Raw genomic sequence first — 16,792 nt, 5'->3', positions numbered from 1 at the left:
GCCCACCCCGTCTCACTTACACCTCGTCAATCACACCTGCTTGTAGATCACCGAGCCTTCGTCCTTGAAGCGCGAGGACTGCTCGGCAAAGCCGGCCTCGATGGCCTTCTGCTCATCGGTCAGCCCGTTTTGCGCGGCATACTCGCGCACTTCCTGAGTGATCTTCATCGAGCAGAATTTCGGCCCGCACATGGAGCAGAAATGCGCCACCTTAGCGGAATCCTTGGGCAGGGTTTCGTCGTGGTAGCTGCGCGCGGTGTCCGGATCCAGGCCCAGGTTGAACTGGTCTTCCCAGCGGAACTCGAAGCGCGCCTTGGACAGCGCGTTGTCACGGATCTGTGCGCCTGGGTGGCCCTTGGCAAGGTCGGCAGCATGCGCGGCGATCTTGTAGGTGATGATGCCGGTCTTGACGTCATCCTTGTTCGGCAGGCCCAGGTGCTCCTTGGGCGTGACGTAGCAGAGCATGGCGCAACCGAACCAGCCGATCATCGCCGCACCGATGCCGCTGGTGATGTGGTCGTAGCCAGGGGCGATGTCAGTGGTCAGCGGGCCGAGCGTGTAGAACGGTGCCTCGTCGCAGCATTCCAGCTGCTTGTCCATGTTCTCCTTGATCAGCTGCATCGGCACGTGGCCAGGGCCCTCGATCATGCACTGCACATCGTGCTTCCAGGCGATCTTGGTCAGCTCGCCGAGGGTTTCCAGTTCACCGAACTGCGCGGCGTCATTGGCGTCGGCAATCGAGCCCGGACGCAGGCCATCGCCCAGCGAGAAGCTGACGTCGTAGGCCTTCATGATTTCGCAGATTTCCTCGAAGTGGGTGTAGAGGAAATTTTCCTGATGATGGGCCAGGCACCACTTGGCCATGATCGAACCGCCGCGCGAGACGATGCCAGTGACGCGCTTGGCGGTCAGCGGCACATAGCGCAGCAGCACGCCGGCGTGGATGGTGAAGTAATCGACGCCTTGCTCAGCCTGCTCGATCAGCGTGTCGCGGAACAGCTCCCAGGTCAGGTCTTCGGCGACGCCGTTGACCTTCTCCAGCGCCTGATAGATAGGCACGGTGCCGATCGGTACCGGTGAGTTGCGGATGATCCACTCGCGGGTTTCGTGGATGTGCTTGCCGGTAGACAGGTCCATCACCGTGTCCGAGCCCCAGCGAATACCCCAGGTCAGCTTGGCCACTTCCTCTTCGATGGAAGAGCCCAGTGCCGAGTTGCCGATGTTGCCGTTGATCTTCACCAGGAAGTTGCGGCCGATGATCATCGGCTCGAGCTCGGTATGATTGATGTTGGCCGGAATGATCGCGCGGCCACGGGCCACTTCATCACGCACGAATTCGGCAGTGATTTCCTTCGGGATGGAGGCACCAAAGCTCTGCCCACCGTGTTGCTCGGCAAGCAGGCCGGCGGCGCGCGCCTCCTGCAGCTTCATGTTCTCGCGGATGGCAACGTATTCCATCTCGGGCGTGATGATGCCCTGACGTGCGTAATGCATCTGGCTGACATTTTTGCCGGGCTTGGCGCGGCGCGGGTTGCGCACGTGGGCGAAGCGCATCTTGGTTAGCTCGGCGTCGGCCAGGCGCTGCTGACCGAAATGCGAGGTCAGGCCGTCGAGCAGCTCGGTGTCGCCGCGGTCATCAATCCAGGCTGAGCGTACATCGCCGAGCCCTTTGCGCACGTCGATGGTCACGCTCGGATCGGTATAGGGACCGGAGGTGTCATAGACGACGACCGGTGCGTTGATCTCTCCACCGAAGTCGGTGGGAGTGACGTCGAGACTGATCTCGCGCATCGGGACGCGAATGTCCGGGCGTGAACCCTGCACATAGACTTTCTGCGAACGCGGGAAGGGCTGGATCGACTGCTGGTCGACCTGGGCGGACTCACTCAGGTTTTGTTGTTCTACACGCATCAGGCTGGCTCCTAGAGAATTGTCGGAGCGAACCTGAAAACACGGATGGCAAGGGCATCGGGCGCGCCGGAACTGGCGCCGAGAGAGCTGGCCGAACGACTGGCGAGCACATCTTGTTCCCTACGCAGGCCTTAACCTGATCAGGTTCAACGGGATCCGGAACTTTCCGATCTCAGCCTTCGCTTCAAGGCACCCCGACAAGAACGCCATCGAGTCTAATCAACAGCCAGTGCGAACGCCATGGCAACGGCGAAAGTAGTCGACCGTTCGGTCATTCAACCCGGCTGACCCTGTCGCTGTCGGCCTCCCCACATATGTGCCTTGACCCCCCGTCGGCTGCCGCTTAGCCTTGCCCCTCAGCTCTATTCAGGATGGACCCAACATGCTGCGCAGACTCCCCCTGGCTCTCGCCGTGACCACCATCACCGCCGGAGCGGCCTGGGCGCAGGAGACCATCCCGCTCGCCAGCAAAACCGATCTGGTCAGCGTCTATCAACAAGCCGTCAACAACAACGCCGACCTGGCTGCGGCCCGCGCGCAATTTCGTGCCCGCCAGGAGATCGTGCCGCAGGCACGTGCCGGATTGCTGCCCAACCTCAGCGCCGGCGCCGAAATGAGCGATACCGAAACGGACGTGGATACCAGCATGGGCTCCACCTCGCTGTCGCGCAGCGGCACCGCCTATCAGGCAACGCTGAGCCAGCCGATCTTCCGCGCCGATCGCTGGTTTCAGCTCAAGGCCGCGGAAGCGGTCAGCGAGCAGGCCGCAATCGAATACTCCATCGCCGAGCAGGATCTGATTCTGCAGAGCGCCCAGGCCTACTTCGCCGTGTTGCGCGCGCAGGACAACCTGGCTGCGGTGAAGGCCGAGGAAGCCGCATTCAAGCGCCAACTCGACCAGGCCAATGAACGCTTCGAAGTCGGCCTCTCCGACAAGACCGATGTGCTCGAAGCCCAGGCCGGGTTCGATACCGCCCGGGCCAACCGTTCCATCGCCCAACGCCAGGTCGACGATGCCTTCCAGGCGCTGTTCACCCTGACCAACCGCGAGTACATCGCCCTGGAAGGCATTCGCCACACGCTGCCGGTGCTCGCCCCGGTGCCGAACGAGGCCAAAGCGTGGGTCGACACTGCGACGCGGCAGAACCTCAACCTGCTGGCGGTCAATTACGCAGTGACCGCCGCCGAGGAAACCCTGCGCCAGCGCCGCTCCGGGCATGCACCGACACTCGATGCAGTGGCGTCGTATCGCAAGGGCGACAACGATTCGCTGGGGTTCAGCAACAACCAGAGCATCCCCGGCTTCGACATGCCGCGTTACACCGGCGATGTCGAGCAACGCAGCATTGGCCTGCAGCTGAATATTCCGCTCTACAGCGGCGGCCTTACTACTTCGCAGAGCCGCGAGGCCTATTACCAGCTCAGCCAGAGCGAACAGCAGCGCGAGAGCCTGCGCCGCCAGGTGGTCGAAGCCACGCGCAATCTGCATCGGGCAGTCAATACCGATATCGAACAGGTCGAGGCCCGTCGGCAGTCGATCATTTCCAACCAGAGTGCGCTGGAGGCGACGGAGATCGGCTATCAGGTCGGTACCCGCAACATCGTCGACGTGCTCGACACCCAGCGCCGCCTTTATGGCGCCGTGCGCGATTACAACAACTCCCGCTACGACTACATCCTCGACAACCTGCGCCTGAAACAAGCGGCCGGCACGCTAAATCCGGACGACCTGCAACAGCTGGCGGTCTACTTGAAGCCCGACTACAACCCGGACACCGACTTCCTGCCGCCGGACCTGCCGCAGACCATCGGCCAGCCGGTGCGAATTGACTATTGAGCCAGGAACCACTGTGGTCTGTTTGGACCGCGAATAGGTGGGCTGAAGCCCACCCTACAGCTCAGCCTCCTGGCAACACGAAAGCGCCAGCGTGGGAGATTAGCGCTACTGCTTTTGCCCCTTAATCCTAATCGGAGCGCAACGGCGATTTCAGCCATTTGCTGCATGCAGCGTTGATCACGCCACGATCTGCGGCTGACAGACTGTAGGGTGGACTTCAGCCCACCAGTTGCCTGCATCAAGCGCCTCCGCCAACCAAGCACCCGCACTGCACATCTTTATCTAGAGGCCACTAAGGCTCTAGCCGAGCAACCGTCCCAAGCCTGCCAGCAATCGCGCCAACGCACCCTGATTGGCCTTCAGCACAGCCACCCCCGCATCGCGCATACGCGCTGCCCCATCCGGGTCGCGCCAGAGCTCGCTGACCGTGCTCGCCAGCCCGGCGGCATCCTGCACTTCGCGAAGGGCGCCAGCATCGCGCAACTGCGCGGATATCTCGAGGAAGTTGAACAGGTGGGGACCACTGAGCACCGGTTTACCCAGCGCCGCGGGTTCCAGCAGATTGTGCCCGCCATTTGGCACCAGGCTGCCGCCAACGAAGGCGATATCTGCCAGGGCATAGAGAAACAGTAGCTCGCCCATGGTGTCGCCGACCAGCACCTGGGTGCCGGCGCTGACCGCCTCGCCTTTCGAGCGCCGAACCGCGACGAAACCCTCGTTGCGGCATAGCTCGAACACCGAGGCGAAGCGTTCCGGATGCCGAGGCACCAGAATCAGCAGGGCCTGCGGATGCGCCGCAAGCAACTGCCGATGCGCGGCAAGAATGATCTCGTCCTCGCCGACATGGGTACTGGCAGCAATCCACAGCGGCCGTTCCAGCGCCGCCCATTGCCCGCGCAGATCGGTCGCCCGTGTCAGCAAAGCAGGGTCAATGGTCAGGTCGAACTTGATCGAACCGGTCACCACGACGCATTCGGGGCGCGCGCCGAGCTGACGAAAGCGCTCAGCTTCGGCCGCTGTCTGCACCGCGATCAGGCTTAGCTCGGCCAGCATCGGCGCAGTCAACCGGGCGAAGCGTGCATAGCCGCGTGCGGAGCGCTCAGACAGCCGGGCATTGACCAGCGCCACCGGAATGCCGCGCCGGGCGCATTGATGGATATGGTTGGGCCAGAGTTCGGTTTCCATCACCACTGCCAACTTCGGGCGCAGGCGGTCAAGAAACCGCGCCGCTGCCCAGGGCAGGTCATAAGGCAGATAGCAGTGCTGCACGCTGTCGCCGAACAGCGCCTGAATGCGCTCCGAGCCGGTCGGTGTCATGCAAGTGACGGTAATCGGCAGCTGTGGATAGCGCGCCATCAGCTCGCGGATCATCGGCGCCGCGGCGATGCTTTCGCCGACAGATACCGCATGCACCCAGATGCCGCCTGGCCGAAGTGGCGGCAGCCCGATGGCGAAACGCTCACCGACGCGTCGCGAATAAGCCGGCGCCCGCCTGGCGCGCCAGAGCAGACGCAGAAACACCAATGGCAGGCCGAGGTGGAACAGCAGGGTATAGAGGGTGCGATTCATGGGCGCGGAGCTTAGCAAGCCGCCTGCCGGCGAGCCACATCCGCCACATCCGGCGAACTTGTGAACCCTGACACGACCGAACGAAGTTGACCCTTCCCGCCACCATCAGGATTTTCACCATGTCCGGCTACGTTTACCTGGCCATCGCCATCTGCGCTGAAGTCGTTGCCACCACGTCCATGAAAGCTTTGGCAGGCTTCAGCCGCCCACTGCCATTGCTACTGGTGGTCTGCGGCTACAGCTTGTCGTTCTGGATGTTGGCATTGGTGGTCAAGACCATCCCGGTGGGGATTGCCTACTCGATCTGGGCGGGTCTGGGTATCGTGCTGGTCAGCGTCGCTGCGGCGCTGATCTATCGCCAACATCTGGACCTACCAGCGGTGCTCGGCATGGGGCTGATAATTGCCGGGGTCGTGGTGATCCAACTGTTCTCCGGCAGCACTGGCCACTGAGTCCCGCCGCGCTGCAGTTATACTGCGCGTTCGTTTCCCATCCGAGGTCTGCACATGCCTGAATCCCTCAGCACCGACGTCCTGATCGTTGGCGGCGGCGTCGCCGGTCTCTGGCTCAACGCGCGCTTGCGCAGACAAGGTTTTGCCACGCTACTGGTGGACAAAGGGACGCTCGGCGGCGGCCAGAGCGTGAAGTCCCAGGGCATCATTCACGGCGGCACCAAGTACGCTTTGAGCGGCGCGCTGACCGGCGCCTCCGAAGCTATTGCCGAGATGCCGCGCCGCTGGCGCGAGGCTCTCGAAGGCAAGGGAGAGCTGGACCTTACTGGCGTGCGCCTGCTCTCCGATGCGCATTACCTCTGGTCGCCCGGCACCCTGGCTGGCAACCTCACCAGCTTCTTCGCCAGCAAGGCGGTGCGCTCGCGGGTCGGCCAGGTCAAGGGCGACGAACTTCCGCCCGCGCTGCAGCACCCCAAATTCAAAGGCAAGGTCTACCGCCTCAGCGAGCTAGTGCTCGATGTGCCCAGCCTGATCGCACGCCTTGCAGAGCTCGCTGGCGACAGCCTGCTCGCCGGCCAGCAGATCGAGCCGCTGCTTGATGGTGACGAGCTGGTCGGGCTGCGGGTCGACGGCCGCGAGATCCGCGCCCAGCGCATCGTCTTCAGCGCCGGCGGCGGGACTGCCGAACTGCTCGCTTCGCTCGGCCTGCAACAACCGGCCATGCAGCGCCGCCCGCTGCACATGGTCATCGTCAAGGCGCCGACGCTCAAGCCGCTCTACGCACACTGCCTGGGCGGCGGGACCAAGCCGCGAATCACCGTGACCAGCCATCCGGCGGCGGACGGCGAGTGGGTCTGGTATCTCGGTGGAGATCTGGCCGAAGCCGATGGTGTGGCGCGGGACGAAGCCAGTCAGATCGTCGCCGCGAAAAAAGAGCTGGCCGAACTGGTGCCCTGGATCGACCTCTCCGCCGCGCACTGGGCCACGCTACGCATTGATCGCGCCGAACCGGCGCAATCGGCCCTCGCCCGCCCGGACAACGCCTTCCTTGCCGAGCAAGGCCGGCTGTTGGTCGGCTGGCCGACCAAGCTGGCTCTTTCTCCGGACTTTTCCGACCGCGTCGAAGCCGCCCTCGCCCGCGACGGCATTCGCCCCGGCGAGCATCCTGCGCTGCCGGAACTGCCGCGACCACCGCTGACCGGGCCGTTCTGGGAAGGTCTGCTGCCATGACCGCAACGCTGCACGACCTGCACCGCCCGCTGGGCAGCACCGGCCTGAGCATCTCGCCGCTGGGTCTGGGTACGGTGAAGCTCGGCCGCGATCAGGGCGTGAAGTATCCCAACGGATTCTCTATTCCCGATGATGCAGAGGCCCGCCAACTGCTGGCCCTGGCGCGCGAACTGGGGATCAACCTGATCGACACCGCCCCGGCCTACGGGGTCAGCGAAGAGCGACTCGGCCCGCTACTGGCCGGCCAGCGTGACGACTGGGTGATCGTCAGCAAGGTCGGTGAGGAATTCGAGAACGGCCAGTCGCGCTTCGATTTTTCCGCCGCACACACGCGCTTCTCGGTCGAGCGCAGCCTCGAGCGGCTGCGCACCGACCGCATCGAGCTGGTGCTGGTGCATTCCGACGGCAACGACCTGGATATCCTGCAGCACGCCGAGGTCTACCAGACCCTGGCCGAACTCAAGCGCGAGGGCAAAATTCTCGGCTACGGCTTGTCCGGCAAGACCGTCGACGGCGGGCTGCTGGCCCTGCAGCAGGGCGACTGCGCGATGGTCACCTACAACCTCAACGAGCAGACCGAGCGTCCGGTGCTCGACTACGCTGCAACCCATGGCAAGGGCATCCTGATCAAGAAGGCGCTGGCCAGCGGACACGCGTGCCTCAAGCCGGGCGAAGACCCGGTGCGTCGCAGTTTCGAGCTGCTGTTCGGCCATCCGGGCGTCAGTGGCGCGATCATCGGCACTATCAATCCGCAGCATTTGACGTCTAACGTAGGGACTGCTGCCGCCGTTCTGACTGCAAGCTGAGGCAGGCAGCAGCGTTCATCCGTTTTGCGCAGGGGCGTTACGCTGCCAGCGCACGGCGGCCTTATTCGCCGTAAGGAGAAATGGAATGCCAAGAGTTCTGGTGCGCAAGAGCCCGGCCGCATTCAAGACCCTGCCCCTCTACGTCGAGGCTAGCCAGGACAACCTGAGTTACCAGAGCCTGGGCAGGCCGCTGAACTTCAGCGAAGTGATCGAGCGGCGGCGCCCGGTTGAGGTTCCCGATCCGGGCCGCTTCGCCATCGAGCTGGCCAATCTTGGCGTGTCGGTGCGACTGACCATGAGCTGGCAGGGCCGCGAATACTGGGTATTGGTCCGTCAGCAGCGGCCGGACCGTGGCGACGTGGTCCTCAAGCTGATCTCCGGCTACATACCCGCGCACGAGCTGAACCTGCCGCTGCTCACCGCCATCCAGGAGATCGCCGAGGAATGCCTGCTGGAAACTCCAGAAGGCTGGCTGGCCGGCCGTTTCGGCGATACCTGGCTGCCCACCCCGTACCAGGCCAGCCTGCATTACCGCGAGGCGGTGCACTTCAAGCTCGCCTCCCAATCCGGCGCTACGCGCTCGGTGCAGTGCGGCAACATGGTGCTGATGGAGCGCCCGCGTGCCTATGTACACCTGCCTACGGCATCGCTGCAGCTGGTTTACGACATGCGCATGGAGCTACCTAAAGAGACGCGTCAGCTCAGTCTTTTTCACGTCGATGAGCGTTTGGAGGACGATCAGCTGGTGGCACGCCTGGACCGTAGCCGCCCGGACATCTATCTGATCCCGCTGCACCAAGGGCAGCCGCAAGATCAGCTGCTGCAACTGCACAACGGCCAGTTCAGCTCGGTGAACACCCGCGGCCTCTGGCTATCGGAAAGCTTTGCACCGCAGGATGGCTGGGTGGTACGCGACGAGCGCGTTCGCTGGAAGGATTGGTGGGCCGCAAGGCCGGTCGCAGCAGCCCGATGAAAACCAGGGCGGATGCCTCCGCCGCAGCGGTGCCCACCGCTGGCTGGCGAGCTTCGAGACATAGCAGCGCCCGCAGCCGCCGCGACTAGCCTGCTCAGCGGCTGCGAATTTTCTCGACGATGGCAGTGGTCGAGCTGTTTTCCACCAGCCCCAGCACCTTCACCACACCACCGTACGCCTTGACCAGCTCGGCACCAACCACCTGATCGACGCCATAGTCGCCGCCCTTGACCAGCACATCGGGACGAACCTGGCCTAGCAGGTTCTCCGGTGTGTCTTCCGAGAAACACACCACCCAATCCACCGCCTCGAGCCCGGCGAGCACCGCCATACGGCGATCCACCGAGTTGATCGGCCGGCCCGGCCCCTTCAGGCGACTGACCGAGCCATCATCATTGACTGCGACGACCAGACGATTCCCTTGCGCACGGGCCTGCTCCAGATAGGTCACGTGGCCGGCATGCAGAATGTCGAAGCAGCCGTTGGTGAAGACGATCTTTTCTCCTTCCGCGCGGGCGTCCTCAACGGCGGTGAGCAACTGCTCGACGGTCATTACACCGCGCTCGGAGCCCTCTTCGCGTTGCACCGCACGGCGCAATTCCGGCGCGCTGATGCAGGCTGTACCGAGCTTGCCGACCACGATGCCAGCAGCCAGGTTGGCCAAAGCCACCGCTTGCGGCAGTTCTTCACCGGCCGCGATGGCCGCAGCCAAGGTCGAAATGACGGTATCGCCAGCGCCGGTCACGTCGAAGACTTCGCGGGCGCGGGCCGGCAGGTGCAGCGGGGCGTGATCGGGGCGCAGCAGGGTCATGCCATGCTCACCGCGGGTGACCAGCAACGCTTCGAGCTCGAGCGAGCGCATCAGTTCGGCACCTTTGCTCACCAGCTCGGCCTCATCGGAACAGTGCCCGACAATCGCCTCGAACTCGCCCAGGTTCGGCGTGATCAGCGAGGCGCCACGATAGATTTCGAAGTCCTTGCCCTTGGGATCGGCAAGGACCGGGATGCCATGGCGACGCGCGGCCTGGATCAGCGCCTGATGATTTTTCAACGCGCCCTTGCCGTAGTCAGACAGCACCAGCACCCTGACGCCAGCCAACAGGCCCTCCACGTCCGCCAGCAGCGCAGCGGGATCCGTATTGAACTGCTCTTCGAAATCCATGCGCAGCAGCTGCTGATGGCGACTCATCACCCGCAGCTTGACGATGGTTGGCTGATCCTCAACGCACTGGAAATGTGTCTCCACACCTGCCGCGGCGAGGCTGTCGGCCAGACTCTGGCGCGCTTCGTCTTCACCGGTCACACCAACCAGTGCAGCAGGCGCACCCAGTGCCGCAATGTTCAGCGCCACGTTGGCCGCACCACCTGGCCGATCCTCGATCTGCTCGACCTTGACCACCGGCACCGGCGCTTCCGGTGAGATACGCGAAGTCCCACCATGCCAGTAACGATCGAGCATGACGTCACCGACCACCAGAACGGCAGCTTGGTCGAATCGGGGCATGGACAGTTTCATATAGGCTCCTAAGTTAAGACGGATAGCTTAGCAGGCAGCGGCGCCGTGATCGCCAGCCTTGAACTGCTTCAAACCACTCCGAAGAGAAGCACTTGGTAATGCGCAGGCAAAAGCCACCGGTAGCCAGACCCATAGCCAAACGAGGTTGGGAGTCGACAGGAAAGAGCTGAAATCAACCCCTATCGCGGCCGCGGCACCACACAGGATCGAAAGCCATAACGCACTTAGTGGATTCTTGTGATTGAGCCACAGACGTCTAATCGAACCGGCCAGTACGGTTACAAAAGCCGCCAACCCCAGCAGTCCATAGTTGAAGATCACTTCAACATAGAGGCTATGAGCGTGATTGATCAGCGTTTCGGAACCGCCAAGCTTTTGCAGCCCCAACAGCGACTCAATGCTTGCATCGGCCCCGTAGCCAAGAAGCCACTTACCTGGCATTAGGCCAAAAACCATCCGCCAGATTTCGTCCCGATGGGTAAGCTGGCGGGTAAATAATTCATACGCGATGCGCTCATGAAAAAAAACAACGGCCAAGGTCGCAGTAACGAGTACGCCCCCCCAGAAAGCATATCGCTGTTGCTTGGTCGCTAGAACCGTAACGAGCACCACCACCGCCACCGCAGCAGCGAGCCACCCAGACCGACCTAGCGTACCGAAGACATAAACTGAAGTGACAACGGCGCATAACAACCAAAAGCACTGAATCGATCGGCGTTTGGCGATTAAATAAAGCCAGACGATCAACACCAACGAGAAGGCCATCTGTAATGATGCAAGTACGCTGTTTTCGAACTCAGCCAACCCCTTGATGCCCGAATCGCTGATCGCAGCCGCACGATTACCCAAATCGAGTGAGCCGGCGTGCCAGAGGTCCCATAGGGTTACTGCACAGGCCATTACGGAAGCGATCCCTGTCGCCGATATAAGCACAGCCCAATGGCTCTGCCGCTGGTCGGCGGCATGGGCAAGCGCAATGAAGAACGCTGAAACCAGCACTACGCGGCGCATGGTTTTGCCATCACCGAGCCATATGCTGCTCACTGCGATATAGGCCAACAAAGCTGCAGCGGCCCATAGCAAATAGTTTTGCTTGAGGCATTGCCTGAAAACGCTCGCATCGAGAAGGCTTAGCGCCAGGCAGAGGAACAAGGTGGCGCGTATGAACCCGGCCCAGGTGCTTGCCTCACCAAACCACCATATCCGGCCTACCAAAAGCGCAAACAGCGCGCAGAAAGCCAATGCAGCACAAGCAGTTCGGGGCCAGCCCAATTGCCGCGATTCGCCCGTTAAGGACAACATCAAATCGATCCACGGCCAAAGTATCCGACCGCCACCCCCAAGCAAAACAACAAAGCTACAGCTACAACGCGACCGATTTTTTTCTTTCGTTTCTTACGTTGTTTTTGCTGGTCTGAGTCTGCCCAGACATGCGCATCATCGCCAGTATGAATGACTGCATCGGACTCGAGAATGACGACCCTGTAACCCAGCGCCTCAAACTCCTGAGACAGTCGTGACTCGCCCTCAGCAGAAGAAGAGAAGCGGGCAACCGGCGATACCTTCTGGAAGTCACGCATACGTCGCAAGCCGGGGTTGAAGGAAAAACCTCGCCATGCCGGTTCGCTGGATAGCAGGTAGTGACAGGCTATACCGTCTAGCACCAGCCGATCGCCGAGCATGTGAAATGGGTAGTTAACTCTGACATCGTGCGCGAAACTTCTCAGCCAGACCTGCAAGATTTCCGGGAACGCTTGAAGAATGCTCAGCGATTGCTCAACGAAACCGGGCCGGTAGAATTCCCAATCATCCTCGCAATGAAAAACATAAGTCGTTTCCACCTGCTCGTAAGCCCGGTCGATGGCAGCGAGTTGCCCGAGTCGCGGCCGGTTCAACAGGACTTGGGTATTTGCCTTCCAACTCGCTGGAAGCGTCATGTGAACGGCGTCATCGCCGCTGTCCTCGACGATAATGACTGACCTGATAGGAGCAGTGTTGAACCTATCGAAACTCTCGAGTGTTTTACGCAGATGATCGAACCGCCCGCAGCTTGTTACAACCAGAGTTACATCGCTATCAATGCTGAACTGCATGTTGTGTTCACTTACCCTTGAGATGAAACCGCATCTGGCCACTGAGCAACTTCTTTCGTGCAGAGCGAGCCTCACGTCTAAAACCGAACTGGTAACGGCTGTACTAGCGTCAAACCTCAACTCGAAGGCTTGGCATCTGAAGGCCATCTGCTGGCGGTCGGCGCACCCAGAACAGCTCATGCCGCCGTACCGCCTTGCGAAAAAACTCGTCCTCCCCAATCGCTGGCCATACACGGCCCGCTAGAAAACACTGGATAACCCGGCGCAGGCGCTTCTTGAAAGGCAGCGGTATCTGCAAGTCATGCTGCATCGTCAATGCCATGGCCTTGTCGATTCGGGTGGCGGAGGAAAGCTTTGGACTCCAGGGAGCATAAGCAGGTAATGGTTCGATGGCGGGCGGAAGCGCGACGCCACAATTGGCAGGTCCCATAGGCCAACGATCGTTGTCCGCTAGGTGATTGGCATAAAGCAATTGCACGCTGGGCTTCCAGGAACTCTGGGCGATGGCTTGATCAACAGCCAACGTAGCATGCACATGGTCGTCATGCGGATCGAGCTCTGGATGTGGCATGACCACCACATCAGGTTGATGATGCTCAAGCAATTCAACCAGGTCGGCAATCAGGTTCTGCCAAGTGGGAAGACCGTCAGCGTCCCCCGGCAAAGAGTGTTTATTGAGGTAGCGCGCGCCTCGTATGTCAGCCTCTTCGGACTCACGAGAGCCGTACACCTCGCCCGGATGAGCACGCATCTCAGACAACTGTAGGCAGTAGTATCCCAATTGAACGCAATTCTCTATGGGCACATCGCCCCAAAGTGGCACCGCATAGCTGTTCCATGTTCTCAAACGCCCTTTTAAACGTGCAGCGGCAGCCGTATCCAGGCCCAACCGACGGTAATAGCCGGCCTCAACTTCGCCTTGGGTCAGGGTAACAATTACAGGCTCCCTGCTTTCGCTGTACAGACCGAACGCGGCAAGCTCTGCATCATCGGCGTGAGGCGCAATGATCATCAGTTTCTGCTTGGAGAAATCGGGGTGACTAAAGGCATGGAGTATTGCTGTTTTACCTAGGCGGCAACACTTACCCTTCAAGGTGAGCTTACCATCGCGAAGCGACTCTCCAGCCCCGGAGAGATTGAGATAACGCTTGCCTGATACCCTCCTTTCGAAGTCCTGCCGGTCCGGCTCAGGCATGCCGCTTATAAGGACCTGCGGATCAAGCAAGAAGCCCGCCCATGTCGACCTCACATCGACCTCTAGAATGAGCGTATCGGCACTCACAGGGACATCCTGACCACAACAGAGCACTTGCCCCTCGCTTAAAGCGACCGGTAGTGCAACGCTATCGGGCGGAAAACTGTACCGATAGGAGTCGCGCGGAGAATAGAACAGGTGGTCGGCGAACCAAGCCTCGTGGGCCAACCAAAACAACATCGCCAGTATTGGCGAAATCCACCAGGGACCAATATTGTAAACACCAACGTCGATGAACGCGGTCAGGATCAGCGCCAGCAAAGCCAAAATTACGCGTTTGTTGCGCCGGTGCCTCTTGAGAAGGGCCTTCTTGCGTGCCGACATTAATCAGACCTCAAAACATTCCATGCGATTACACCAGCGTTCCTTGTATTCACGATCGGCCCGACCAAACGAATAGCGCAATGACTTGCCACGCGATTCGGCATCAGCCCAAGCAGCTTGAATATTAGCGAAACTGAGTATACTGCCGGGGCTAAACGCTCGGCTTTCAGGGTCCACGCCGCCATTAACATATTCGATACTAACCCACTGGGTAGACTCCACCCGGTACAACACCTGTATTGCTACCGGCTTAGTATTCAGCACAGCAATTGAGCCAAAGATGAACGGCTGTAACATTTCGAAAACCTGAGCAAGATTCTTTTTGCCAGGTACGTCGAACCCCCACCGGCGCTCGAATAAGTCAGTGTAGATCGCCGCCTGCTCGTGCGCGGAGTAGCCACTCATTGGCTGTAACTGCCCTCCCGCCTCCTCGAACAAACGCAACTCACGACGCTGGTTATAGCGAAACTTGCGAGAAAACTGGTCAAGCGGGCGAGCCATTGCCAGCTCGTCCTTTTGGGGACGCAAGCCCGAGAAGCGCCCTTGGTTAAGCGACGACAGAAAAGCCCCTCGATGGCGTAAAGGCGCCTGTGCTGTGTCTCGAGCGGGCAAAATGATTTCGGCGTTACCCATATCAAATGCTCCTCGCTGTCCAATGCGTTTCAGCACGCGCCGCGAAAGCGCAAGATCACGCCCCCAACATGCGAGCGCAGCCTCGATCTCTCCAGAACTGAAGCGCCCGAGGTAGCGCACCTTTACGCCCACCAATGAGGAAAGGCTCTCCACAAAGAAGGGATGGGTCGCAACACTACCACCAAAGCGGTGCCATGCCTGAGCGTAAGTCGGTGCATCTATCGCAACCCACCCCCGCTCGCGCCAGTAACGCAGGCTAATCATGTGGGCGTCTCGAACTCAGCGTCGGTAACGTCGGAATTCGGCTGAACCGTCTCTTCGAAATTATGGCTATGCAGGCGAGCGTAGTAGCCATTGACCGCAATCAACTCAGAATGACTACCGCGCTCTACGATGCGGCCCCGGTCCATTACTAGGATCAAATCTGCCTTTTCGATTGTAGACAAGCGATGAGCGATGACGATGGTGGTCCGCCCTAGCACGACTTCATCCAACGCAGCCTGTATATGCCGCTCTGATTCCGTATCGAGCGCCGAAGTCGCCTCATCGAGAATCAGAACAGGTGCGTCCTTCAATAGCGCCCGTGCGATTGCCAAACGCTGCCGCTGGCCGCCCGACAACAACACGCCGTTTTCCCCCACAAGCGTGTCAAAACCTTTCGGCAGTGCATCAATGAACTCGGAGGCATAAGCGGCATCCGCCGCATGCACGACCTCCTCCCGGGACTTGGACGAGAGATCACCATAGGCGATGTTCTTAGCAATGGTATCGTTGAACAGGGTTACCTGCTGGGTTACTAAAGCGATATGAGATCGCAAATTACGAAGCGTATACTTCTCGACCGGCACTCCATCCAGCAGAATCTCACCTACACTGTGCCGATAAAAGCGGGGAATCAAATTAGCCAGTGTCGACTTTCCGCTGCCAGAGCGCCCTACCAGAGCAACCATCTGTCCTGGCTGTATGCTGAAACTTATATCATCCAGAATTACTTTTTCACTTCCCGGATAAGAAAAACTCAAGTTACAGACTTGAACCTCCCCGGTTACCGCTTCCCGCTCAATGCAGCCGTCGTCCTGCTCCGGCGTCTCGTCAAGCTGCCCGAAAATTGTTTCCGCACCGGCTAGTCCTTTCTGAATGGTGGAGCTAACCTCAGACAACTGACGAATAGGCTTGGGCAATAAGCCTGCAGCAGTAATGTAGGCAACAAGGTCGCCTACTGTGGAGTCTCCTCGGAGATATAGCACCAAAAACATCATCAGCGCCATGGCGCTATAAGTTACCAACTGCAACGATGGCGTATATATTGCCGATGTGCGAACCATACGCAACTGCTTACGAGCATTGTCGATATTGGCCGCAAGGAAGCGGTTACTTTCGTAACGCTCGCCGCCAAAGCTCCGAACCACTCGGTATCCCTGTATGGTTTCCGAAGTCACATGCGTGAGCTCGCCCATAGCGTCCTGTATCTTTCGGCTTTGCGAGCGAAACTTGCGACTTGTAATCCGCACCATCACAGCGATGAAAGGAAGTACGCCCACCATAACCAACGTCAGCTTCCAGTTCATCCACAAGAGGTAACTGAAAAGGAATATAACAGTTAGCCCCTCTCTGACGAGGACCTTCAGCGCATCCGTAGCGGCGCCGGTCACCATCGAGACGTTGTATGTGACACGAGAAATTAGATGTCCCGACGAGTGCTCATCGAAATACCGGTTAGGCAGGGTTAAGAGATTATTAAATAACGTCGTTCGAAGATCTTGCACCAAGCCAAGTGCAACCCTGGCCAAATAGTAGCTACCAAGAAATGATCCTATACCTTGCCAAATAGTAATCAGCATTAGCGCAAGCGGGACGCCGTAAAGCAGCTCCATTGAGCCAATTACTGGCAGCGTCACCTCGCTCTGCGTTGAATCGGCAAGGCCGTCTACAAAGTACTTCAGCAAGCCGGCCATCATTGGCTGGGTGGACGCGAAAATTATGTAGCCAATCATACTTACCGCAAAATACAGCCAGTACGGCCGGACGTACGTCAGCAATCGCAAGTAGAGCCGCACGCTAGACAGTTTTGATCTTGAAGAATCTGGGGTCATGGTAATCATCAGATCGAGGACAGGCGACGATTGTATCACTCAGCGACAAGGTGCCAAATTATTGCTAATATTCAACGCTTCCCCTGCCCTTGAAGCCCCC

General features: G+C 59.9%; 13 protein-coding genes and 1 riboswitch. Of the genes, 5 read left to right on the top strand and 8 right to left on the bottom strand.

The features are described from left to right. Positions 1-30 precede the first annotated feature (30 nt). Positions 31-1,911, bottom strand: coding sequence for a phosphomethylpyrimidine synthase ThiC (gene thiC / locus SM130_RS02255; protein ID WP_102824213.1), 1,881 nt, complete (start codon positions 1,909-1,911; stop codon positions 31-33). Positions 1,912-2,011: 100 nt separating this feature from the next. Then, a riboswitch (TPP riboswitch) is annotated at positions 2,012-2,118 on the bottom strand. Positions 2,119-2,293: 175 nt separating this feature from the next. On the opposite strand from thiC, the gene SM130_RS02250 reads away from it, so the two are divergent. Then, on the top strand, positions 2,294-3,748 hold the full coding sequence (locus SM130_RS02250) for a TolC family outer membrane protein (protein WP_102824212.1): 1,455 nt from the start codon (positions 2,294-2,296) through the stop codon (positions 3,746-3,748). A 300-nt stretch (positions 3,749-4,048) separates the two neighbouring features. Here SM130_RS02250 and waaA read toward each other — a convergent pair whose 3' ends face one another. Next, positions 4,049-5,317 (bottom strand): lipid IV(A) 3-deoxy-D-manno-octulosonic acid transferase, encoded by a 1,269-nt coding sequence (waaA, locus tag SM130_RS02245; RefSeq protein ID WP_102824211.1) that lies wholly within the window; start codon positions 5,315-5,317, stop codon positions 4,049-4,051. 119 nt (positions 5,318-5,436) lie between these two features. Between waaA and SM130_RS02240 the strand changes: the two genes are divergently transcribed. From SM130_RS02240 to SM130_RS02225, 4 genes are all read left to right on the top strand, one after another. Next, complete coding sequence (locus SM130_RS02240) at positions 5,437-5,769, top strand: DMT family transporter (protein WP_102824210.1); 333 nt, start codon at positions 5,437-5,439, stop codon at positions 5,767-5,769. A gap of 54 nt (positions 5,770-5,823) precedes the next feature. Continuing rightward, positions 5,824-6,999 (top strand): NAD(P)/FAD-dependent oxidoreductase, encoded by a 1,176-nt coding sequence (locus tag SM130_RS02235; RefSeq protein WP_102824209.1) that lies wholly within the window; start codon positions 5,824-5,826, stop codon positions 6,997-6,999. Continuing rightward, entirely contained in the window at positions 6,996-7,805 is an 810-nt protein-coding gene (locus SM130_RS02230; protein WP_102824208.1) for an aldo/keto reductase, read from the top strand. The genes SM130_RS02235 and SM130_RS02230 overlap by 4 nt, the downstream gene beginning before the upstream one ends. 85 nt (positions 7,806-7,890) lie before the next feature. Then, positions 7,891-8,778 carry a metal ABC transporter ATPase gene (locus SM130_RS02225; RefSeq protein ID WP_102824207.1) on the top strand — a complete coding sequence of 296 codons (888 nt, stop codon included), beginning with the start codon at positions 7,891-7,893 and terminating at the stop codon, positions 8,776-8,778. Between the two features lie 94 nt (positions 8,779-8,872). Here SM130_RS02225 and hldE read toward each other — a convergent pair whose 3' ends face one another. The 6 genes from hldE to msbA all read right to left on the bottom strand — a co-directional run bounded on the left by hldE (position 8,873) and on the right by msbA (position 16,692). Continuing rightward, on the bottom strand, positions 8,873-10,294 hold the full coding sequence (gene hldE / locus SM130_RS02220; RefSeq protein WP_102824206.1) for a bifunctional D-glycero-beta-D-manno-heptose-7-phosphate kinase/D-glycero-beta-D-manno-heptose 1-phosphate adenylyltransferase HldE: 1,422 nt from the start codon (positions 10,292-10,294) through the stop codon (positions 8,873-8,875). A gap of 27 nt (positions 10,295-10,321) precedes the next feature. Next, positions 10,322-11,596 (bottom strand): O-antigen ligase family protein, encoded by a 1,275-nt coding sequence (locus SM130_RS02215; RefSeq protein ID WP_102824205.1) that lies wholly within the window; start codon positions 11,594-11,596, stop codon positions 10,322-10,324. After that, positions 11,596-12,387 carry a glycosyltransferase family 2 protein gene (locus tag SM130_RS02210; protein WP_102824204.1) on the bottom strand — a complete coding sequence of 264 codons (792 nt, stop codon included), beginning with the start codon at positions 12,385-12,387 and terminating at the stop codon, positions 11,596-11,598. The genes SM130_RS02215 and SM130_RS02210 overlap by 1 nt, the downstream gene beginning before the upstream one ends. Positions 12,388-12,496: 109 nt before the next feature. Beyond that, positions 12,497-13,966, bottom strand: a complete 1,470-nt coding sequence (locus SM130_RS02205; RefSeq protein ID WP_102824203.1) for a PIG-L deacetylase family protein — start codon at positions 13,964-13,966, stop codon at positions 12,497-12,499. A gap of 3 nt (positions 13,967-13,969) precedes the next feature. Further along, positions 13,970-14,863, bottom strand: coding sequence for a GNAT family N-acetyltransferase (locus SM130_RS02200; protein ID WP_102824202.1), 894 nt, complete (start codon positions 14,861-14,863; stop codon positions 13,970-13,972). After that, a complete protein-coding gene (gene msbA, locus SM130_RS02195; protein WP_102824626.1) occupies positions 14,860-16,692 on the bottom strand; it encodes a lipid A export permease/ATP-binding protein MsbA in 1,833 nt (610 codons plus the stop codon). The genes SM130_RS02200 and msbA overlap by 4 nt, the downstream gene beginning before the upstream one ends. Positions 16,693-16,792 lie beyond the last annotated feature (100 nt).

The sequence above is a fragment of the Stutzerimonas stutzeri genome, assembly GCF_038561965.1.
In the GTDB taxonomy this organism is placed as follows: domain Bacteria; phylum Pseudomonadota; class Gammaproteobacteria; order Pseudomonadales; family Pseudomonadaceae; genus Stutzerimonas; species Stutzerimonas stutzeri_AA.
Note: the sequence above shows the minus strand (reverse complement) of the source record. Positions and strands in the feature narration are given on the sequence as shown.